Origin of the sequence: Acinetobacter radioresistens DSM 6976 = NBRC 102413 = CIP 103788 (genome assembly GCF_006757745.1) — a bacterium.
GTDB classification, from domain to species: Bacteria; Pseudomonadota; Gammaproteobacteria; order Pseudomonadales; family Moraxellaceae; genus Acinetobacter; species Acinetobacter radioresistens.
Genome location: NZ_AP019740.1, coordinates 2,811,362 through 2,833,041, shown reverse-complemented (window position 1 = coordinate 2,833,041; position 21,680 = coordinate 2,811,362). Strand labels below are relative to the sequence as shown.

22 protein-coding genes and 2 tRNA genes are annotated in these 21,680 nt (G+C 41.4%); 11 read left to right on the top strand and 13 right to left on the bottom strand.

Annotation, left to right across the window (positions count from 1 at the left end; genetic code table 11):
• Positions 1–36: 36 nt before the first annotated feature.
• On the bottom strand, positions 37–507 hold the full coding sequence (locus ACRAD_RS13400; RefSeq protein WP_005024129.1) for a CinA family protein: 471 nt from the start codon (positions 505–507) through the stop codon (positions 37–39).
• A 670-nt stretch (positions 508–1,177) separates the two neighbouring features.
• Here ACRAD_RS13400 and ACRAD_RS13395 point away from each other — a divergent pair.
• The 3 genes from ACRAD_RS13395 (at position 1,178) to ACRAD_RS13385 (ending at position 5,166) form a co-directional block, all read left to right on the top strand.
• Positions 1,178–2,596, top strand: a complete 1,419-nt coding sequence (locus ACRAD_RS13395) for an iron-containing redox enzyme family protein (RefSeq protein ID WP_005024133.1) — start codon at positions 1,178–1,180, stop codon at positions 2,594–2,596.
• Between the two features lie 427 nt (positions 2,597–3,023).
• Positions 3,024–4,322, top strand: a complete 1,299-nt coding sequence (locus ACRAD_RS13390; protein WP_005024134.1) for an FAD-dependent oxidoreductase — start codon at positions 3,024–3,026, stop codon at positions 4,320–4,322.
• A gap of 7 nt (positions 4,323–4,329) precedes the next feature.
• Complete coding sequence (locus ACRAD_RS13385; RefSeq protein WP_010699884.1) at positions 4,330–5,166, top strand: SAM-dependent methyltransferase; 837 nt, start codon at positions 4,330–4,332, stop codon at positions 5,164–5,166.
• Between the two features lie 27 nt (positions 5,167–5,193).
• Here the strand turns inward: ACRAD_RS13385 and ACRAD_RS13380 are convergent.
• The 3 genes from ACRAD_RS13380 to ACRAD_RS13370 all read right to left on the bottom strand — a co-directional run bounded on the left by ACRAD_RS13380 (position 5,194) and on the right by ACRAD_RS13370 (position 7,027).
• A tRNA-Thr gene (locus ACRAD_RS13380) sits at positions 5,194–5,269 on the bottom strand.
• Between the two features lie 137 nt (positions 5,270–5,406).
• Entirely contained in the window at positions 5,407–6,465 is a 1,059-nt protein-coding gene (locus ACRAD_RS13375; protein ID WP_005024138.1) for a type II asparaginase, read from the bottom strand.
• Positions 6,466–6,937: 472 nt separating this feature from the next.
• Positions 6,938–7,027 (bottom strand) — tRNA-Ser (locus ACRAD_RS13370).
• Between the two features lie 120 nt (positions 7,028–7,147).
• Between ACRAD_RS13370 and ACRAD_RS13365 the strand changes: the two genes are divergently transcribed.
• Entirely contained in the window at positions 7,148–9,025 is a 1,878-nt protein-coding gene (locus tag ACRAD_RS13365; RefSeq protein ID WP_005024140.1) for a potassium transporter Kup, read from the top strand.
• Between the two features lie 123 nt (positions 9,026–9,148).
• On the opposite strand, the gene ACRAD_RS16765 is transcribed toward ACRAD_RS13365, so the two are convergent.
• Complete coding sequence (locus tag ACRAD_RS16765) at positions 9,149–9,799, bottom strand: hypothetical protein (RefSeq protein ID WP_005024142.1); 651 nt, start codon at positions 9,797–9,799, stop codon at positions 9,149–9,151.
• Between the two features lie 262 nt (positions 9,800–10,061).
• Here ACRAD_RS16765 and ACRAD_RS13355 point away from each other — a divergent pair, with 262 nt between their 5' ends.
• Both ACRAD_RS13355 and ACRAD_RS13350 read left to right on the top strand, forming a co-directional pair.
• A complete protein-coding gene (locus ACRAD_RS13355; RefSeq protein WP_005017930.1) occupies positions 10,062–11,129 on the top strand; it encodes a DNA/RNA non-specific endonuclease in 1,068 nt (355 codons plus the stop codon).
• An 81-nt stretch (positions 11,130–11,210) separates the two neighbouring features.
• The gene (locus ACRAD_RS13350; protein ID WP_005024144.1) at positions 11,211–11,456 is read left to right on the top strand and encodes a hypothetical protein; all 246 of its coding nucleotides are present in this window, start codon (positions 11,211–11,213) and stop codon (positions 11,454–11,456) included.
• A 2-nt stretch (positions 11,457–11,458) separates the two neighbouring features.
• Here ACRAD_RS13350 and ACRAD_RS13345 read toward each other — a convergent pair whose 3' ends face one another.
• Entirely contained in the window at positions 11,459–12,457 is a 999-nt protein-coding gene (locus ACRAD_RS13345; RefSeq protein WP_005017934.1) for an AraC family transcriptional regulator, read from the bottom strand.
• A 101-nt stretch (positions 12,458–12,558) separates the two neighbouring features.
• Between ACRAD_RS13345 and ACRAD_RS13340 the strand changes: the two genes are divergently transcribed.
• On the top strand, positions 12,559–13,203 hold the full coding sequence (locus ACRAD_RS13340; protein ID WP_005024147.1) for a sterol desaturase family protein: 645 nt from the start codon (positions 12,559–12,561) through the stop codon (positions 13,201–13,203).
• Positions 13,204–13,291: 88 nt separating this feature from the next.
• Here the strand turns inward: ACRAD_RS13340 and hisF are convergent, their stop codons facing one another.
• Positions 13,292–14,050: an imidazole glycerol phosphate synthase subunit HisF gene (gene hisF / locus ACRAD_RS13335; RefSeq protein ID WP_005024149.1), complete on the bottom strand. Its 759-nt coding sequence runs from the start codon at positions 14,048–14,050 to the stop codon at positions 13,292–13,294.
• A gap of 112 nt (positions 14,051–14,162) precedes the next feature.
• On the opposite strand from hisF, the gene ACRAD_RS13330 reads away from it, so the two are divergent.
• Genes ACRAD_RS13330 through ACRAD_RS13320 form a run of 3 tightly spaced genes read left to right on the top strand, consistent with a single transcriptional unit; the run spans position 14,163 to position 16,166 of the window.
• Entirely contained in the window at positions 14,163–15,113 is a 951-nt protein-coding gene (locus tag ACRAD_RS13330) for a homoserine kinase (protein WP_005024150.1), read from the top strand.
• An 8-nt stretch (positions 15,114–15,121) separates the two neighbouring features.
• Positions 15,122–15,739, top strand: coding sequence for a DUF1294 domain-containing protein (locus ACRAD_RS13325; protein ID WP_016801126.1), 618 nt, complete (start codon positions 15,122–15,124; stop codon positions 15,737–15,739).
• Positions 15,740–15,770: 31 nt separating this feature from the next.
• Entirely contained in the window at positions 15,771–16,166 is a 396-nt protein-coding gene (locus ACRAD_RS13320) for a DUF4870 family protein (protein WP_005024154.1), read from the top strand.
• 29 nt (positions 16,167–16,195) lie between these two features.
• On the opposite strand, the gene ACRAD_RS13315 is transcribed toward ACRAD_RS13320, so the two are convergent.
• The 6 genes from ACRAD_RS13315 to hisB form a co-directional block, all read right to left on the bottom strand.
• Entirely contained in the window at positions 16,196–17,143 is a 948-nt protein-coding gene (locus ACRAD_RS13315) for a DMT family transporter (RefSeq protein ID WP_005024156.1), read from the bottom strand.
• A gap of 217 nt (positions 17,144–17,360) precedes the next feature.
• A complete protein-coding gene (gene hisA / locus ACRAD_RS13310) occupies positions 17,361–18,101 on the bottom strand; it encodes a 1-(5-phosphoribosyl)-5-[(5-phosphoribosylamino)methylideneamino]imidazole-4-carboxamide isomerase (protein ID WP_005017957.1) in 741 nt (246 codons plus the stop codon).
• Between the two features lie 431 nt (positions 18,102–18,532).
• The gene (locus ACRAD_RS13305; protein WP_005024158.1) at positions 18,533–19,189 is read right to left on the bottom strand and encodes a 3'-5' exonuclease; all 657 of its coding nucleotides are present in this window, start codon (positions 19,187–19,189) and stop codon (positions 18,533–18,535) included.
• Between the two features lie 73 nt (positions 19,190–19,262).
• Positions 19,263–19,796: a DUF805 domain-containing protein gene (locus ACRAD_RS13300; protein ID WP_005024160.1), complete on the bottom strand. Its 534-nt coding sequence runs from the start codon at positions 19,794–19,796 to the stop codon at positions 19,263–19,265.
• A 168-nt stretch (positions 19,797–19,964) separates the two neighbouring features.
• Positions 19,965–20,582: an imidazole glycerol phosphate synthase subunit HisH gene (gene hisH, locus ACRAD_RS13295; RefSeq protein ID WP_005024162.1), complete on the bottom strand. Its 618-nt coding sequence runs from the start codon at positions 20,580–20,582 to the stop codon at positions 19,965–19,967.
• Complete coding sequence (gene hisB / locus ACRAD_RS13290) at positions 20,582–21,175, bottom strand: imidazoleglycerol-phosphate dehydratase HisB (protein ID WP_005024164.1); 594 nt, start codon at positions 21,173–21,175, stop codon at positions 20,582–20,584. Before hisB ends, hisH begins: the two co-directional genes overlap by 1 nt.
• Before the next feature lie 104 nt (positions 21,176–21,279).
• Here hisB and ACRAD_RS13285 point away from each other — a divergent pair, with 104 nt between their 5' ends.
• A complete protein-coding gene (locus ACRAD_RS13285; protein WP_005024167.1) occupies positions 21,280–21,657 on the top strand; it encodes a GNAT family N-acetyltransferase in 378 nt (125 codons plus the stop codon).
• Positions 21,658–21,680 lie beyond the last annotated feature (23 nt).

The following is a 21,680-nucleotide window of genomic DNA, read 5'->3' as shown; positions in this document are numbered from 1 at the left end:
TTTAGGTGTGTGTACTACAAACTTCAAAGACAACCTTTATTCAGGTTGAATCAGCTGATTTAATTCACGGCAAGCCTGATTCAGGACTTTATGCAACTTTTCTTCAGGCGCACCCTCTGCATAGAATCTGAAATCATGAAGCTTGCCGTTATAGTAAATAGAATAGAAAAAGGTCCCGACAGGTTTTTCCGGTGTTTCCGAACCACCAGGTTTCACCAGACCTGTACAAGCCACAATAATGTCGGCATCAAAGAAATGATGACCATGCTCAGCCAGATAATGAGTAACTTCCTGAGACTCAGGCGTATACTCTTCAATCAGGTCTTTAGGAATATTTAAGATTTTTTCTTTAACTTTTAAGTCATAACAGACCAAACTGCCAATTAAAACTTCACCCGAATGCGGGTTAAGTGAAAACTGATAAGCCAGATAACCTGCTGTTGCACTTTCGATGAACGCAACTTTTAAGCCTAGATCTGCCAAGTGCTTGCAACAGACATAAAACATTTAGAAGCTCCCTTGTCTTATTAGGTTTAGTTCTAGAGCAATGCTTTTTAAATTTATTGCGATGTCGGTAGATAAAAACAGAAAATGGGCAAAATTGAATTAGCAACTTACATACTTAATACTTTTTGAATATAAAAGTTAAATAGGGTTTTCTAATATAAAATAAATAAAAATAAAGACTTAAGTATAATTGTTTCTCTGTATTTCTATAATATTTACATATCGCTATATAAACAGTTGTATAAAAATATATCCAACATACACAATCCTTACACATTAAATTAAAAGTTAAAACTTAAGGTGGTCATTCCTTTAAAAATATAATCATGCATGATTAATAGAAATAAAATTTCTGCATTTGAGATTTATTAAATTATTTATATAAATCAATAAATTAATCTATATTTTTGGTTTATTGTTATTTGTGGGAATATTAGAATTAATAAATTTAATGAAAAACTTCTACAATAATATCTCAGGTGTTTCAAAATATTAAAATGTAAATAAAAGTAGAGTTTATAGTCTTTAGTTTTTTGAAAATAAAAGTAATTTATTAAAACACAACTTTATTTTTACGTGTTCTTAACCAGAGATAACACAAACTTTATTTAAAAGAAGAGGGGAATGCTATTTCCTAACAGGAGTGGATTAAAAAAAGAGATAATGAAATATGGTTACCACAACAACGCAGCCAGTGAGAAAGCTGACCCAGAAGAAAAGCCCGGCCTTATCTCATAAAGAAACAGTAAAATTTTTTTCTGAACCTGAGCGGGATACGGCTGAAAAGGAAAAATTCGCCGAAATTTATTTAGAGCGTTTTATTGATACAATTACACTTGAAGAAAAGGAGTTTCCACAAAATTTAGAAGATTTAGGGGCATGGCTCAACAATAAAAATATTCAGGCATGTGAATCTTTTCAGAGCTATCTGGAACGAAGGAGGCAAAATGGTACCCGTGAATATTTTAAAAACGTCGGTGAAGCTCTAGAATTTCTGGTCAAGATTGGCCCGACCAAAATGGTTGATGGTTCTTGGCTCTATAGCTTGTGCAAATACTGGCAAAATCCTGTTTACAATGAAGCGATCTCGATTTACCTGGATGAGCTGGGAGGCGGATCTTCTTCACTCAACCATGTCTGCCTCTATCAGCAATTACTGGATCAGCTTGAACTTAACGATTTTGAAAATCTTTTGAACGATGAACATTATATCCAAGCCGCGGTGCAATTGGCTTTAGCCTATGCACCTGCTGAATATATTCCAGAAGTGTTAGGATTTAACATGGGATATGAGCAGCTTCCCTTACATTTACTCATCAGTAATTATGAGTTAAAAGAACTTGGTATTGACTCACATTATTTTAATTTGCATATCACGATTGATAACTTTGATAATGGCCATGCCCAGAAAGCCCTAGAAGGTGTACTTAAAGTTGCCCAGCGCTATCAAGATAAAGAAGAATTTTTGCGCCGTGTAAAAATTGGCTATTACTTAAATGATGTAGGTATAGGTTCCACTGCGGTAGTTAAAAATCTTGATCTGCGCAGTAATGTAGAAAAAATTCTGATCAAGAAAGCCAAAGTGGGTCGTTTTATTCATGGTGATAAATGCCGTATAGAAAACCGGCAGATTAATGACTGGTTACAGGATGATGAGAGTACAGTGGCCTTCTTGGATGCCCTGATCCGTAAAAACTGGATCAAGCCGGGGGAAGATGTACAGGAAAGCCGTTTCTGGAAATTGATTGATGATGACCGCGGTAAAATGTTTGGTGTATTTAGCTATCCTGAAAAACAGATGATTTACGACTGGATTCAGGGTCCACAAAGTACTTCAACTACCAGCTTGCGTGGTTGGGCAAGAAAGCATGAGCAGAAGAACCAGAATCAGGACCGTCCAGAAGATATGGTCGATTTTGAACTGACCTTTTTGAAGAAGTCCTATCAGGCTGAAACTGATTTCCAGAAGCGTATGAATATGTTACTTCCTTATCTCGCACCTCATATGCATCATACCCCGGTAGGGCTATGGAGTACGGATCAGTTTACACGATCACTGTTTCCAGCTCTGAAAGCTTCTTTTGTTTAAGTTCAGTTAGGCGGGAATTTTCTTGAATATAAAGTTCTTACATGATCGGGTATAGCGCAATTCTATACCCGAATTATTTTGTGAAAATGAACTACAGCAAGATCTGATCATTGAGCCAGTTGGCCTTTATGTAAATACTGAAATTAACATTATATATACAGAAATTTGTACTTAATTTTTTCATCCTGAAAGAAGCTTTTTAAGTTTATTTCTTCTATTTCAGTGGGAATTCGTCTTATAAAAATATTATTTATTAATGGGTTATATTTTTTTAATTATTAGGCCGAATTGTTTAGTTAGATGAATTTATCCTCCAGTTTGCTTAATACTTGAGATAGACAATTTAGAATTCTGGCATTTTTTAATACGGCGTTTCTAAGAGCGTTGGTACATAATCTGGAAAACGGTTAACTGACGGATAATAACTTTGGATATTGCAGTAATCGGTAGTGGCATGGCTGGGCTTGCTACCGCAAGAATTCTGAAAGATGCAGGGCATGAAATTACTATTTTCGAGGCACTCCCGGGCCGAGGTATGGACAGTCATAGTCTAGAGTTTGAGGGGGGGCTGATTGATGCCCCGCTACGGGTTATGAATCCCTATTTATGGAAGAATACACTGAGTCTGGCCAGTTACCTGGGCATTAAAACTTTTCCGGTACGTACCTATATGGCCTGTAGCTGGTTATTTGAAGACCGTACTGAAACCTGGCTCACAACTTCACGTACCCGCATTGGTAATATTCCCATTATTAATAACCGCAAGGGCATCAAGCAGTATGGCTGGCGTCTGGTTAAGGGTATGCTGCAGCTAAAAACAGCAATTCATCAGTTCTTCAAGTCTAAAAATCAGGACATTACACTGGCTGAGTTCATTAACCAGCATGATATTGAAGAAGTATTCTGGCATGGTGCAGTAATGCCGGTACTCTATACCATCTGTACCTGTAATCCGAAAACAATCGGAGACTGGCCTGTCAAACCGTTACTAATTTTTCTGCGTCAATTGACTGATGGAGATGCCCTGATCCGTATGCAAGGCGGAACACCTGCATTGGTAGATAAATTGATCGAAGGTATTCGTATTCAGAGTGGCTCTCCAATCTGTAAGGTGGAAGAACAGGGCGAAAAAGTTCTGTTGGAAAAACAGGATGGTGAGCAGTCGGTCTTTGACCGGGTAGTAGTTGCAACACCGACCACTAAACTTGAAGAGTTCATGAATCCGCAACAATTTGCGGATGATATTGAGCTTCTCAAACAGTTTAAGTTTGAGCAGGGAGAACTGGTAATACATACAGATAGCTCAGTGATGCCGCCGCGCCGTAAAGACTGGTGTGTACTGAGTTATATGATGGACCGCCATTTTACCCGACAACAGTTTACCGTCTGGCTTAATGCAGTTGAGCCAAGTTTGGTCGGTAAGTCTCCGGTATTTCAGACATGGCGCCCGGTTACTGAAATTGATCCGAAAAAAGTGATTTCCAGTGTAACGTTGACTCGGGCAGTAGTTGATTCCAAAACTGTGGCATTAAACAAAGAAGTCCAGCAACGGCATTTACAGCCGAACCGTAAGGTATTCTACTGTGGTTCATGGTCATGTGATGGTCTGCCGATCCTGGAGTCTGCTGTCACTTCGGCTATTCATATTGCCAAGATCTTTGATGCACCTTTGCCATTTTTAGGTTTAGAACCTAAAGTGGAGATCGCACCGCAACTTGGTTATTAAAAATCTCATGAAATGGGCCCAGATTTTCTGCCAGTATTTACCCCAGCATAAATATGCTATTGATGCAGCACAGTTGGGTGACTCGGTAGAGTTGGCCTGGACCAACCTAGGTTACTGGCAAGCTGAGGAAAATTATCCTCAGGCCTGCCAGCAGCTGGCTGACCGGTTAGCACAGGCAGTACAGCTTAAGGCTCAGGATGCTGTATTAGATCTGGGCTGCGGCCAGGGAGCGAGTCTGCTGCATTGGCAAAATCAGTACCAGGTTCAATATATAGAAGCTGTAGAATTACAGCAAAACTGTGTCAAAAAGATTGGTCAATATCATCTGCCAGCCTTAAAAGCGATTTATAACCAGTCTTTTCTTGCCTTAAAACTAATACAATTTACTCAGCAGTTTGATGTCGTTCTTTGTATTGATGCTGCTTACCATCATGCACTAAGCCATTTTCTGAATAGTGTAACTGGCCATTTAAAGCAGCATGGTCATCTAGGATTCCATTATTTGATGTTGTCAGATGACTGGCAACAGGCAGGCCTCTGGCAAAAAAGTAAATACCAGTTATTGGTCAAAGCAGCTGATCTCAAACTTAAAGACTTAAAAACTCAAACTGAAATGGTAAATTTGCTAGAAAATTATGGTTATGAGCAAATAATGATCCAAGATATATCTTCAGAAGTTTTGCAGGGCTTTTCCAAATACGTGGCAAAACTACGTAACTCTGGACAATCCACCATAAAAAATACAGATTATTATAAAATCCAGATGACAGCCAAACTTTGCGCCCAGCTTTACGCTGATAGATTAATTCGCTATGTACAGATTAGTGCAATAAAAGCTGAATAAATCGAGAAAAGAAGAGTAGAAGAGAAATGGTGCCGGCACACGGATTCGAACTGTGGACCTACTGATTACAAGTCAGTTGCTCTACCAACTGAGCTATGCCGGCACTGTGGCGTAGATTCTACCGAAAAACACCTGATTTTCACAAGCGAAAAAATGAACAAATGAATTTTGTCTAAGTTTAATGCTTTCCGAGCATCAAGAAGGTATCGGAAGATACCTTCTTTAATTAATATTTAAAAATTAATATTCCCAGAACATACGCTGAATTTCTTTAGCATCTCTGGTCTGAGTGAGTGCAAGTGCAGTCAGCAATTTGGCTTTTTGCGGATTTAAATCATGTGCAACCACCCAGTTATATTTATCATCTGGCTGTTCGGCATTTCTTAATACAAAACCTTGGGGTACACGAGATGAACGAATAATCTGTATACCACGCTGTTGGAGCTCAGTCAGGGTAGGTACAATATTTTTGGCTACCGAGCCATTGCCTGTACCCGCATGAATAATTGCCTTTGCGCCTGCTCGAGCATATGCGGTATAGGCATCGGGCAACATATTGCCAGAACCGTAAACAATTTGGACCAGCGGCAGAGCATCGCCCTTAATATTCTCGATATTAAATTCAGATGTATTGTTAAATCGTTTGGCTACGCTTCTAAACCAGTAAGGTTTCCCTTCCACCAGTGTACCTAACGGTCCCCATTGGCTGGCAAAGGCATCGGTATGGATGTTAATTGTCTTGCTGACATCACGTGCTGCAAAAATATTATCATTCATGAGCACGAATACGCCTTTATTTCTTGCATTGTCTGCGGCTGCCAGAGCAACAGCACTATACAGGTTTAAAGGCCCATCAGCAGACAGCGCTGAAGGTGGACGCATAGAACCTACCACTACAATCGGTTTATCAGTATGCACGGTCAGGCTTAGAAAGTAGGCAGTTTCTTCTAGAGTATCTGTCCCATGCGTAATCACTACACCGTTAACATCAGGTCTTTTAACCAGCTCATTAACTTTACGGGCAATTGTCAGTAATTCTTTATCAGTAATACTCTCGGAAGCTACCTGAAGAGCCTGTACTCCAGTAACATTAGCCAGATTCTGGATTTGTGGTACTGCGTTTAATAGGTCATCAACGGGTACCTTAGCCGCTGTATAGGTAGCACTGTTGGTTGAGCTGGCACCAGCACCAGCAATGGTTCCTCCAGTCGCTACAACCACAACATTATTTTTGGCAAAAGCAGAAAAAGGCAAGAGTAAGCCCAAGCTTAAAGTCAGAGCGGAGAGTGTTTTTTTCATCATTTTTCCTTTTAAGATTTATGTACATTCCAAGTATTTTTTGTACCATTTATAAGTTAATACAAAGCAGCAGACTTTAGTCATATAAATTTAAAATACTGTTTTTAGATTAATAAATATTCAGTGATGAGGATTTCGATATTTAAATAGAACGTTGAGATATAAATTCAATTTTAAAAGATTAAAAGAAGTTTAAGGAGGTTTAAAAGATATTTAAGCATTACTAGATAAGCTTGAGATTATTTTATTCTTAATTTATAAATTTTTGGCATTGAGCTCAATGATAAGAAATTTTTTTATTGACTGATTCAAGCTTCTTTAGATTTATAAATTAATCATTATACCCCCAGTTATATCCCAACTGATTTAAGGTTCAATAGGGTCAACTGGAAAACATAAGGCAATAAAAAAAGCCCAAACCCTTTAGATTTAAGCTTTTTAAGACCTCATGAATCATCATGAGAATAAAATATGGCGGTGAGAGAGGGATTCGAACCCTCGATACGCGTAAACGTATACACACTTTCCAGGCGTGCTCCTTCAGCCACTCGGACACCTCACCAAGGCGTGCGATAATAACTAAAAAAACCGCGCCTGCCAAGTTGAAACAATTGATTTGAAGAAAAATAAATAACTCGGTGATAATATGGCGCAAAAATGGCATCTGTTATGAAGACAAAATATGCAAAGTTCTGCAAAAAAAGCCGCATTGCCTGCGATTACCTTGGCAGCATTAGGGGTGGTATTTGGGGATATTGGGACCAGTCCGCTTTATGCACTTAAGGAATCATTCCATGCAGCTCATGGTTTAGGAATCAGTACAGCTAATGTATTAGGTATTTTGTCGATTATCTTCTGGACAATGACACTGGTCATTACCATTAAATATATCGCTATTGTAATGCGTGCAGACAACAATGGTGAGGGCGGCATCATGGCGCTTCTTGCATTGAATTTACGTAATACCCGTTTCAGTGACCGCAAAAAATTACTTTTAATTGCTATTGGTTTTATTGGGGCTTCACTATTTTTTGGTGATGGCATTATTACACCTGCGATTTCAGTACTATCTGCCGTAGAGGGTCTATCTATCGCAACAGATGCTCTGGATCCGTATATTGTTCCAATCGCCATTACCATCGTGACGACCCTGTTTATCATGCAAAAGTATGGTACTGCTTTTGTTGGCAAATTTTTTGGTCCATTAACCCTGCTCTGGTTTTTCTCGCTCGGCTTATTGGGCATTTCCAGTATTATTCAGACACCTGTGGTACTAGGAATGTTCAGCCCACACTGGGCATTTCAGTTTATTGTAAGCCATCCGCTCATGACTTTTTTTATTATGGGAGCGGTAGTACTTACTGTGACAGGGGGTGAGGCGCTCTATGCCGATATGGGACACTTTGGGCCTGTACCCATCCGTCTGGCCTGGTTTTTTGTAGTCTTGCCATGTCTGGTACTTAATTATGCAGGACAGGGCGCATTATTACTGAGAAATCCGAATGCTATTGAAAATCCATTTTATCTGCTAGTGCCGGAATGGGCGCTGTATCCAATGATTTTTCTGGCCACTATGGCTGCAGTAATTGCTTCTCAGGCGGTGATTTCAGGCGTATTTTCATTGGCGCGTCAGGCTATCCAGCTGGGTTATTTACCACGCCTTACTGTTAAGCATACCTCGGATTCAGAACAGGGCCAGATTTATGTGCCATTGCTCAATTGGGTACTGCTTGCTTCTATTATTGTCTTAATCCTGATTTTCCAGACCAGCTCGCGCCTCGCTAATGCCTATGGCCTGGCTGTAACTTTAACCATGCTGTGTGACACTTTGCTGATTGCTGCATTTATCCGTTACAGCTGGAAATGGAAAATGCCAAAGCTGATGCTGCTGATCATTCCATTTCTGATACTGGACTTGGTACTGGTCAGTGCTACCTCACTAAAGGTATTCTCGGGCGGATGGGTGCCATTATTGATCGGTGGAGTTGCTTTTCTTCTGCTGATTACCTGGAAACAGGGGCGTGAGCTGACCTTTGCAAAATTACAGCAGGATACCTTGCCTCTGGAGCTATTTGTCGAGAGTATCGGTGATCAGGCTAACTGGGTAGAAGGAGAAGCAGTTTTCCTGACCGGTACACCTACTGTAGTTCCACATGCGATGCTGCATAACATGAAGCATAATAAGGTCTTGCATCAGAAAAATATTATTCTGACAGTCAAGATACAGGATGTACCTTATATGCCTGACGAACAGCGCTTTCATGTAGAGGTACTAAATCAACATTTTTATCGGGTTGAGCTGTACTATGGTTTTAAGGATGAGATGAATATTCCTCATGCTCTGGAAGCAGTCTATGAGGCACTTGAGCTTGAATATAACCTGATGCAGATTAGTTTCTTTGTCTCACGTGAACGGATTATTAGTACAGTTGGAGACGGTATGGCACCTTGGCGTGAAAAGCTGTTTATTTCCATGCAACGTAATACCAGCCCGGTGAGTGACTTCTATAAAATACCTACTAACCGTGTAGTAGAACTGGGCAGCCAGATTGAAATCTGAGTCTCTTAAATAAAATAGTAAGAATAAAAAAACCAAGGCACATAGGCCTTGGTTTTTTTACTCTGGAGGAGTAGTTAAAATTTTGAGCTTGAATATGTATCTTATAGAACGACTAGACAAGGCTTAACGACCGGCGCCACTGCCACTACCGGTTGAGCCTGAACTACCTGTGCCACTGCCCGTACCAGTTGATCCGCCTATACTGCCTGTACCGCTCATGCTGCTATTGCCAGTTGCACTTCCCATACGACTCGTACCTGTAGTGCCGTTACTGGTCGTACTGCTGGTCGCACCTGTACCGCTATAGCCTGAGCTGGTGCCAGCTGAGTTGCTATAACCCGAGCTGGTGCCGGTAGTGGTACCGGAAGAAGTACCTGAGCTGGTTCCACTATAGGTGCCTGTGCTCGGAGTACCGCCATAAGTGCCCATGCTGTTTGTACCCATCGAGCCACTCATTCCGCCTGTAGTACCAACACCAGTGGTACGGCTATTAGTATTAATACCTGTAGTACTGCCAGTGCTACCCATGCTGCGTGTGCTGGACGAATCACGTGCCAGTGTATTGCTGTCCGAGATAGCAGACTGGGATGAAGAACGGTATTGACCATTACCCATCATTTCACTGAGTGAACCTGGCTGTCCATTCACTGTAGTATTAATCCGGACTTTCGATAGGCTTTCCAGAGTATCTCCAGGTTGTACTGGAGGTTCTGCGAAAGCTGTTATACTACACATTCCGGTAATGAAGCCTAGGCCGATTAGTTTAGAACGCATATTAAACTCCTCATGAACACTTGTGTTTGTTTTAATCGGGAGATCATTACCTTCTCATAAAGCACTTTTTCTTTTCAATCAAACATACGTAATACTTAAAAGAGTATTCAGAAACCCTTTAATAAAGCGAACAAAATGTTACGTTTTTTACGGACTTTTTCATGCAATTTTGATGACGCTTTAATCAAATAAAGGTATATGCAATATACTTCATATAGAGGGCTTGTTAAGCTGCCGGAAACCGTTGTTTTGATACAAAGATATGGCCACTCGTAAGACACGTAGTAAGAGTAGATCGAAGACCCCATTTTTAAATAGCCGCCTGTCTAAAGGGTTGTTAGGTGTGCTTGCGGCCGGAAGTTTTGCCATAGCCTTCGGTGAAGAAAAAATCGGTCAGCTGTTTACAGCCGGGACATCAAATGCGGCCTGCCTAAACCAGTTCTATCGTGAAGTGCCGCCCTATCTGGTAAAGGAAAGTCTGAAGAAAGATAGTTATCCGCTTTGTTTTAACGGGTTTAATGTCATGTATTCAGGAGTATCGAAAACACCACTCTGGGTTGCAGAATATTTAAATCCACAGCGCCTCAGTACCAAAATCAAGCGTGAAGACAATTTTCATGAAGAGAGTCGCGTAGCAGAGCGCCACCGGGCCTTGCTCTCTGATTATCGAGGTTCAGGTTATGACCGTGGACATATGGCGCCTAATGGGGATATGAGCAATAGCTCCTCCCAGTATGACAGTTTTTCTCTGGCCAATATGGTACCGCAGGCGCCTAAAAATAATCAGCAAGTCTGGCGTGAACTGGAAGAAGCCACGCGCGCTATTGTCACCAAGCAAAAGCAAAATGTTTACGTAGTTACCGGTCCGTTATTTACAGGGAAAAAACTGAAAACTATTGGCCGGGGTGTAATTGTACCGACAGCCGTATATAAAGCAGTGTATCTCCCGAAAACTGGTGCAATAGGAGCTTATTACGCGCCCAATAATAATTCTTTACAGGTCAAAATTGTAAGTGTCTGCTATCTGGAAGAGCAGCTTGGGATTAATCTGTTTCCACAGCTTACTGAAGAGCAAAAACGTAATACCTATAAGCTGCCATTGACCAGTACGGCAGTTAAAGCAAATAAACCGCTTGAGTATTCACACTGGGATGCAGAAAGCCAGTGTGCCGTAGATGCAAACCGGGAGCAGATTGAAACTGCACAGCAGGAATTCAAGCAGCAAAAGTCAGGCACCAGTATAAGTAATGTCAGCAGTGCAGCAACTAATTCAGGCATACAGCAGTTGCTTTCTGCCTTACTACAATTTATTTTGCAACTGTTCAAATAAGTTGTCATAAAAAGCTAAACAAAACTTCCTGATTTGGTAACCTAAATATTAGATATAAAATCGAGAATAAGGAGTGTGCAGATGTTTAAACCTTTTGAAAATGGCACAGAATCCTCTGCGATTTATGACCTGACCTTAGAAAACCAGCTAGACTGTGTCAATATTTACGGCAATTTACAGATTACCAAAGACCAGCAGGGATTGCAGGCAGCCAAAAAATTGCAGGCATTTATGAATGATCTGGTTCAGGCGCTTGAACAGGCTCAGCCTTTACCCGAGCAGATTGAACGACAGCCTGAACATGAAATTGAAAACCCCTTCCTTTAACTTTAAGTTTTTATATCTTGCTCATACAGGCGCCATTGTCGCGGCGTCTGTCCAGTCCAGTGCTTGAACGCCCGTTGAAAAGCACTTTGTTCTGAATAGCCCAATAGCAAAGCGATTTCTTTTAAGCTGAGATACGGGTCTTTTAAATACTGTCTTGCCAGCATGAACCTGATATGTTGCACACGCTCCTGATAAGTACTACCTTGCTGCTGTAAATGGCGTTGTAACTGACGTACAGACATTTCCAGTTTTACTGCTACCTGTTCAATCTGATACTCATCACGTTGTAAACCCTTGAGTATAACCTGCTGCAGACGTTGATCCAGCTGGGTGCTGTGTGGCAGTTTTTCTAAAAGAGCTTGAGCCTGCTGCATCAGGAGATGCTGTAGAGTTTGATCACTATGCTTTATAGGCTTGGAAAGTTCACTAAATGGGAGTAAAAGTCGGGTTAGCGGCTGGGAAAACCGGACCTTACAATGAAAATACTGTTCATATAATGCAATATTTCTTGGAGCCGGACAGGAGAAATGCACTTCATATAAATGAATCTGGTCCAGTACCATAAAGTGTTTAAGAAACTCGACCATTAAAGCGATAGCAATCTCATCGGTAATCTGGCAGGGCTGTGCTTCTGGTTCTTCCCAGCTCACGGAAACATATTTAATATCTGAAGTAATACATAAGGGGCTGCCGTCATAAATCAGGCGGTGAAAGTCATGGTAGCGTTGCAATGCCTCTCCCAGACTTTCACAGGACAGTGCCAGATAGGCAATAATGCCTAAATGTCGTGGCTGGACATAAGCTGCAATATCTAAACCTAGTGCCGGTTTTTGTAATTGTTGTTCTAGCCCTAATAAAAGCTCCCGCCAGATGCGGTATTCGAATCGCTCCTGTTGCTGTATATGCTGTAATTGTTTCGGTACGGTTAGGGCCTGTGCCTGATAGTAATCTAGCAGTAATTGCGCCAGTCCACCAAAGACTGAACCACTATATCCCTGCATTGAAATAAATTTCCTGTCGTATTTTGTCAATAAATTGGCTGAGCCAAGTCAATATTTAGCATGGAAAGCTTTTTATATTCAAGTAAAAGGGAGGAAGAGTTATGTGGAAAGGTTTTGTTGCGGGTCTGATCGTCGCCAATGCATTTGAATGGGTAGCGCATAAATATATTTTGCATGGTACACACCGTGCTGGAAAGCCACGTTACTCTCCCGTGCCAGATAGCATGAAATCACATTGGGAACATCATAAAATTGTTCGTAAAACTGAATTTTTTGATCAAGGTTATATAGAAGGGATAAAAAACTGGCGAACCCGTAATGAACTGATTTCACTAGGAGCAGTGGCAACTGCAACCAGTCTGATGTTTTATCCCATCTCTAAGGGTATGGCGCTGGCAGCCTGGTATAGTGCTATCAATTATTTTTATACACACCGCAAGGCTCATCTGGAACCGGAATGGGCCATAAAGGTTATTCCTTGGCATTATGACCACCATATGAATGCCAATCAGGATGCTAACTGGTGTGTAACCAAACCCTGGTTTGACTATATTATGGGAACCCGGATTATTTCTGTTCAGGATCTACAGGAAAAAAACCCTTTAGGTATAGCATTGCCAGAACCTCTGTCAAAGTCATTACAAAAAATAGCAGGGCGTTATTTTCCCGCACAATATATTCAAGCAGGAATAGCTGAATCTGAAAATAAGAGTATATATTTAACTGAAACAGAGCAGGGAGCTTAAAAGAAAGCTGTCCTGAAAGTAGATTTTTTTCCGAAGTAAAAAGAGTGTGGGGGATACACTCTTTTTTTTAAATTCTTTATTTTTCCGGTTAAAGGCGCATTTCAATACCTTGCTCTGCCAGATACTGTTTTGCTTCAGGAATAGTGTGCTGGTCAAAATGAAAAATACTTGCGGCCAGTACTGCATCAGCTCCACCTTTTAAAATACCATCCGCCAGATGCTGAAGATTACCCACTCCACCAGATGCGATAGTTGGTACATTCACCTGGTTATTAATAGCACGCATCAGTTGCAGGTCATAACCGGCTTTAGTCCCATCGGCATCCATACTGGTAATTAATAACTCGCCTGCGCCGTATTCTGCCATTTTGACAGACCATTCAATAGCATCAATACCTGTCGGTTTACGGCCTCCATGGGTAAAAATTTCCCATTTATTTTCACCGGTTTTTTTGGCATCAATTGCAACAACAATACATTGTGCACCAAAACGCTGGGATGCTTCCTGAACAAATTCAGGATTAAATACAGCAGCAGAATTAATACTGACCTTGTCTGCACCGGCATTAAGCAATAAACGGATATCTTCGACTTTGCGCACACCGCCGCCAACAGTAAGGGGAACAAATACACTTTCGGCCATACGTTCGACTGTACGATAAGTCGTATCCCGCCCATGATGGGTTGCAGTAATATCAAGGAAGGTAATTTCATCGGCGCCCTGTTCATTATAACGGCGGGCCACTTCAACCGGATCACCGGCATCGCGGATATCAAGAAACTGTACGCCTTTTACCACTCGGCCATTATCAACGTCCAGGCAGGGGATAATACGTTTTGCGAGCATAAATTTTTCCAATTATAACAGCCGATTATGAAACTCACCTCTGCAGATGCTACACCTTGATAGAGGGAGAAGGTATTCTATCAAATTCGATATGTTTTTTTGCAGGTTTTCTATGTCGGTTTATACGCCGTTGAGTTTAAAGGAAGTTCAGTCCTTCGCAGCACCTTATGGACTAAAGGTTCAGGAACTGATTCCAATTCAAGGCGGTATTCAGAATACAAACTATTTTTTAGTGAACGAGGATGGTTCGCAGTTTGTACTTACAGTATTTGAAGAGATGAATGCAGCACAGGCAGGTGAACTGGTGCCAGTACTTGAGCATCTGGGCAATGCACATTTGCCAGTTGCGGTGCCCTTAAAACAGGCTGAAGCTGCAATTGGCCAGATTGCCGGAAAGCCTGCCCAGATTGCACCACGACTGGTAGGAGAGCACCCTATACCGGCCAATACTGCCCAGACAGCTGAGGTTGCCAGAGCACAGGCAAAATTGCATGTCGCTTTACAGGATTTTGATTTTGAGCGCCAGAGCTACCGTAATCATAGTTACTGGAGTCAGGTTGCTGCTGAACTAAGGCCCGACATGGATGTACAAGACCAGCTTTTACTGGATAGTGTATTTCAGCAGTTTGAAATATTCCAGGCCAAATACCCGCAGCGCCCGCTTGGCTTCATTCATTCCGATCTGTTTCGTGACAATACCTTATTCGAGGGTGACACTTTAAAGGGAATTCTAGACTTTTATGAACTAAACCATGATGAATTGCTGTTTGATATTGCCATTACGATTAATGATTTCTGTAGCGATTATCCGGCGGTGAAACTTGATCAGATACGGGTACGAGCATATCTGGAAAACTATCAGACTGTGCGTATGCTGACAGAAGATGAAAGAGCCTGTCTGCCGGTTTATCTGACCATGGCAGCCTGCCGTTTCTGGTTAATGCGTCTGCAAGTAGCACAGAAGAATGCGCAGGAACAGCGAGGTGGAGAGGATATCTTGCAAAAAGACCCGCTAGAAATGCGTAATATGCTACAAAATCGTCTGGCACTTATCGGGAAGTAAGGCAAATGATGCGCGATCAGGGGCGACTGGTAGAGTGGTTTGATGAAAAAGACTATGGATTTATTCAACCCAATGAGCCTAATAAAGGACGGGTATTTTTACATATAAAGGATTTTGCCCGACCTGGACCCCGGCCAATTATTGGTTGTGCACTGGAATACTTGGTTATTCTGGATGCACAGGGCCGCTATCGTGCTCAGCAGGTGACCTATCTCACAGCTGCACAGGCCCGTAAAAAACCAGCCCGGCAGCAGACACGTTCACAATCTAAAAAAGCTTTGCAGCCCTTTCAGCTTCTGATCGCAGTCTATTTTATAATGTTGGGTATAGTGACTGCGAGTGGTCTTATAAATGGACTGCTTTTATTATTTACTATGCTCATGAATGTAGCAACTTACTGGTTTTATGCTCAGGATAAAGAAGCAGCACAGGCCGGACGGCGCCGTATATCTGAGCAGACTCTACATATATTATCCTTTCTGGGAGGGTGGCCTGCTGCCTGGTTAGCCCAACAGAAACTGCGACATAAAACACAAAAACAACCTTTTCGAAAAATATATTGGATTACTATAGTTCTAAATATCCTGTTGGTTTTATGGCTGATTTCTCCCTTGAATCCCTATTGATTCAAATTCATACTTAAAAAAGGAAAAATAAATGAATTCTGGTACTGTCATGAATGACTCAAGACGCAGTCTGACTTTCAGTCTGTATATTCTTTATATTCTGGCGATTTTCACAGCTGGTTTGCTAGCTGTAGTGGCGCTAGTGATCAATTATGTTAAACAAGACCAGATGCGCGGCAGTATTTATGAAAGTCATTTTACTTGGCAGATTCGGACATTCTGGTGGTATCTGATTTGGAATATTGTGGCTTTTATTCCTTTTATCTTTTTGCTGTTTACAGATAATAATGCCGATGCTTTTGCCTCAGTTCTGCTACTTGCCTCAGGTTTTTGTGTAGGAGTAATCGGGTTAGCATGGCTATGGATTGTATACCGTGCTATTAAAGGTTTATTACGTTTAAATGAAAATAAAGCCATGTATGAATGATTTTAAATTAATTTCAAAAGCCTGAAACATCAGGCTTTTTTATTATTTAAAGTATTTAAATCTTCAGTAACAGGCTCTATATCTTTTGAATTTAAAAACTTAGGTCGCCATTCACTTATGATAATGCTCAGAACGACCAAAGCACCGCCTATTAAAGCTAATGGCGCCAGACGCTCACCTGCCAGCCGGCCAAATAGGCTGGCCCAGATGGGTTCTCCTGCATAGATAATTGCCGCACGGGATGACTCTACATAACGCTGTGCCCAATTCATGACTAGTTGAATAATTGCACTGCTTATTCCTAAACCAAAAGCTGCTACTGCAAGCTGCCAGGAAAATACCGGGATACTGTGCTCTCCCAGAAATGGCATACTCATAAAACTTAACACCGAAGTAAAAACCAGCTGAATAACTGTTACCCGCCGCAAATCTACCTTTCCTGCAAAATAGCCGATCAGGATAATTTCCAGTGCAATGGCGATAGCACCAAATAATGTGAGCGCCTGTCCAAAACTAAAAGAGATCTGCGTAAAACCATTACCAGTCAAGAGTACCAATCCGCTAAAGGCCAGAATGACACCTATCCAGGTCATGATATGTGGTGTTTTGCGAAAAATAATCCAGAGTAAAAATGGAACAAGCGGAACATATACTGCCGTAAGAAATGCTGACTCACTGCTACTAATAGTATGTAAACCAATAGTCTGCGTACCATATCCAATCGCAATGGTGCAGCCAATTAGGAAGCCTGCTAACAACTCTCGCAGATTGAGGCCACGCATAATTCTCCAGGATAGCAGCAGCACCGCCAGAGCTGCGGCTGCAAACCGGCAGCCTACAAAAAACATTGGTGAACTATAATTCAGAGCAAACTGGACTGTCAGGAAAGTTCCACCCCAGATCACTGTTATCAGAATCAGGGCAAATTGTGGCAGCAGCGAAGAGGAAGCGAGTTTGGATAAATTTGCAGTATTCATTACATCTGGCTTGGTTTTAAGGCCTGCTTATATTGCGATAAGCCTGCACCAGATACAACCTTTGCTAGTTTCCAGTTAAACCCTATTCATAAGCAGATATTATATTTTTACTCTGTTTTACTTGCTGCTCATTTATAAAGCGGCAGTACACTATAAAAAGAGGTTTCAGTTAATATAAAAAAGAGGCCAGATGGCCTCTTTAAATCTGGCTGTATATTTACAGCACTACAGGCGATTGCTCGTCAAGAAGCAATTGTGCTTCACGCAGACTGAGCGTACCTTCATAGATTGCACGACCGGTGATTGCACCTAAGATGCCTGGCTGGTCTTTCAGCATACGGATATCTTCCATATTGGTTACGCCACCAGAAGCAATAACAGGTAACCCCGAGTACTGGGCCAAGGCTACGGTCTGCTCAATATTTACACCTTGCATCATCCCGTCACGCGCAATATCAGTATATACAATACTGGATACACCCGCATCTGCAAATCGTTTGGCCAATTCTGTCGCTTTAACATCAGTAACGTTAGCCCAGCCATCAGTAGCGACCATACCATCTTTGGCATCGATACCCACAATAATGCGTCCAGCAAATTTTTTACAGGCTTCTTCAACAAATTCAGGATTTTGAACTGCTTTAGTTCCAATAATAACGAAAGACACCCCGGCTTCAAGATAATGTTCAATCGTTTCCAGAGAGCGGATTCCGCCACCAATCTGCACAGGCAGTTCTGGTTGTGCCCGTACAATAGCTTCAACTACAGGTTTATGAATGGGTGTACCTGCAAAAGCACCGTTCAGATCGACCAGATGCAAACGACGTGCCCCTTCATTGACCCAATGCTGTGCAGTTGCTACCGGATCATCAGAAAACACTGTATCGTCTTCCATACGGCCCTGTTTTAAACGGACACATTTACCATCTTTTAGATCAATTGCCGGGATAATCAGCATGCTTTCGCTCCTTGCTTAACCTGTTGAATTTTATTGGTCTAATCTTAACAATAAACTTGAATTTTCTAAATGCTATATTTTTATCTATCAATAAAATAAGACTGACTTAAATTAGGCTAGATATTGTCAGCTTAGAGTTATGTTTTTGTATTATTCAGTATGGGATTCTATATAAAAACAAACATGTTATTAAGTGAATTCAGCAATTAACTTCAGGCTAAGTATCCAAATGATAAGGTGCGGTAATTGAGCTGCTATTACCAATCTGAACTAGTAACTATGTCCCGCAATTAAAGGGAATATCAAATCACTTATTTGATTCGCTGCTGATCAATTAAAATTCTATTCATAGATGCAGCTATCTTTACATAAGATACATAAGATCAGGCACATCATTTATAAAACAGGAAATCTGGATAACCATGACGCGGTCACTGGTCTAAACAGTTCACCTGTTCAAGCAGCCGTAAAGTATGCTCAGGCAATAGGCTACGTTTTCTGAGTTCCTGAAATACCAGCAGTGCTGCATAAACATCTGCTGCTGCATAGTCAATTTGTGCTGAGCTTAAACTCATATTAGACCAGTCAGACATACTGATTTTTTTAGATTTGGGAAAATTTTGCTGGAATAGCAGGGCCACAGCATTTTTTAAACCTACAGGCTGTTTAAAGCCAAATGCAGAAAAGCATTTTGAGAGTTCTACTGTACTTTGCAGTTCTATACCTTTTTTCTGAAAAAGATGGACATCATTTTTTAAACCAAAACCGACCTTCACCTGTTTCTGATTTGCCAATATTGGCTTGAGAAAATTGAGGATGTCTGGGTTAAGCTGAAACAGGAACACCTTTTCTGCAGTGGCCAGTTGGATAAGATGAGGACCCATTGAAATCTCGCCACGTCTAAAAGTCGGTTTAGATTCTGAATCAAAACCCAGTACAGTAGCCGTAACTAATTCATATTGCAGAGGTAGACAGTCTTTCAGACTGCTAAGCACATAGATATGTGAAGCATCTAAATTTTTAAAGAGAGGAAGCTTGTTGATTTCTTCTTTATTCGGGAGCAGAGGAAGTTCAGTGCTTTCAGGCATAAAAAAAGCTCCCGAGTAAAAGTATCAACTATTTATAATACTTCAGCCGATACATGGCTTGAGTATAGGCCTGCTATTCAGCCCGTTGCTGTATTTCAAGCTGGCTATATTGTGCTTTTTGTACATAGTCCTGATAAGCTGGAACAGCAATAGCTGTTAAAATTCCGAGTGGAACAATTACTATATATAACCAGCCTAGCACCTTTTCCCAAGTTGCGGTTGCACGCGGCGGTCCATAGTTATTTATGCCTTCATCACCACGGGCAAAGAACAGATATAATATTAAAAACAGATTCACCAGCGGTACTAGCATCAGCAGTGATAACCAGCCGGTATGATTGCGGTCATGCAGACGCCGAATGGTAAAAATAAAGCTAAAGTATATCAGGACAATATACAAGATCCCCATCATGATCAGACCAGGTATAGAGATGTTCTCTGCACCCTCAGCAGTATTAAATAAACCCGGTGCAAAAAGCCCTATTAAGAAAACAAGCAGGATAACGCCGAAACTCATCAGCATGTTCCATCCTAAAAAGGACAGACGTCCAAAACGGCCATGTGCTTTTAAAGGTGAATCTGTAGTTGAACTGAAACTGGAAGTCATTTTTTATAATCCTTAATGTTTTTATTAAGTTTTTGTTTAAAGCAGTAGGCATCATAAACAAGCTTGAACAAAAGGAAAAGTGAAAACTTCTAAACTATAGGTTTAAAGCTGAATTACAATAAAAAAGCCCACCTGATGATGAGCTATGGTAAAAGGTTTTAGACCTGTTTAAATCTTCCAGTCCACAAAGTTTTTAAGTAACTGTAGACCGGCAGTATGGCTTTTTTCTGGATGAAATTGGGTGGCGAATAGATTATCTTTTTGGATAGCTGTACAGAAGTCCAGTCCATAATGGCAGGTTGCCGCAACCAGTTCAGGGTTCTGTGGTTCGACATAAAAACTATGCACAAAATAAAAACGGCTATCCTGAGCAATATTTTTCCACATTGGATGACTTGGTTCAGTCTGCTTAACTTGGTTCCAGCCCATGTGGGGAACTTTTAAACCTTCAATCTCAGGAAAACGCTTCACTGCGCCTGCGAAAATACCCAAGGCATCGGCGCCACCATTTTCCTCAGAATATTGCATTAATGCCTGCATGCCGACACATATAGCTAGAACCGGTTTATTGAATACTGCATTTTTAACAACATCATCAATTCCGGCTTCATGCATACCTTGCATACAGTCACGCATTGCCCCAACACCGGGGAACACAATTTTATCTGCCTGAGCAATGAGTTTAGGGTCATTGGTGACATCAACAGTAGCACCCACATACTCTAGTGCTTTCGCGGCTGAGTGCAGATTGCCCATGCCATAGTCAAGTAAAGCAATACGGGTCATTACAGGCTACCTTTAGTTGAGGCCACAGTATTTTCTGCACGTGGATCGACTTCACATGCCATACGCAGGGCACGTGCAAAGGCTTTGAATACACTTTCAATCTGGTGGTGTGAATTTTTCCCTTTCAGATTGTCGATATGCAAGGTCATTAAGGAATGATTGACAAAGCCCTGGAAGAATTCAGAAAACAGGTCTACATCAAAACTGCCAATACGGGCACGGGTAAATGGAATATCCATAAACAGACCCGGACGGCCAGAGAGATCGACTACAACACGTGACAGTGATTCATCTAGTGGCGCATAAAAGTGTCCATAGCGGCGCAATCCCTTTTTATCACCCAGTGCCTGGGCAAAAGCCTGACCTAACGTAATACCACAATCTTCTACTGTATGGTGGTCATCAATTTCCAGATCACCATCACAATGAATATCAATATCAAAAAGACCATGACGCTTGATTTGATCAATCATATGATCTAAAAAGGGAATGCCAGTATTTAAGGTGCCCTGACCCGTACCATCAAGGTTGAGACGAACTCGAATCTTGGTTTCGTTAGTATTTCTTACCACTTCACTGATACGTTGCGTCATGGACACATTCCTCAAAAACGTCAAAAATGTTTGATGTGAAAACTTGCGCTGTGTTGATCAAGGTCAAAGCCACAGCATATTAGATTGCTCAGGAGGGTTAATCAATGCCTATTACCGTACATGCTCATACTTCTCTAGAAAATGCAGAAGTCCGCAGTCAGCTTGAGCGATTGTATGACACCAGTCCCGAATTCGGAGACGGGCAGGATGCGGTCGAGCAACTTGAACAGCATCTGGCCCAGTATACAACGTTGTATACAGCAGAGTTTAATACCAAAATTATAGGTGCAATCTGGTGTACGGGACAAGGGGAGAGTAAGACTCTGGAATATATCGTAGTACATCCGGCAAATCGCGGTCGTGGAGTTGCTGAACGTCTGGTCAGTGAAGTCTGCCGCTATGAAGAGGCAAAAGAAGTCAAAAGGTTTGACCCAGGCTGTGGGGCTATCCATCGTTGCTTGGCACATCTAGGTAAACTGTAAAGATATAACTAGGCAAATATAGC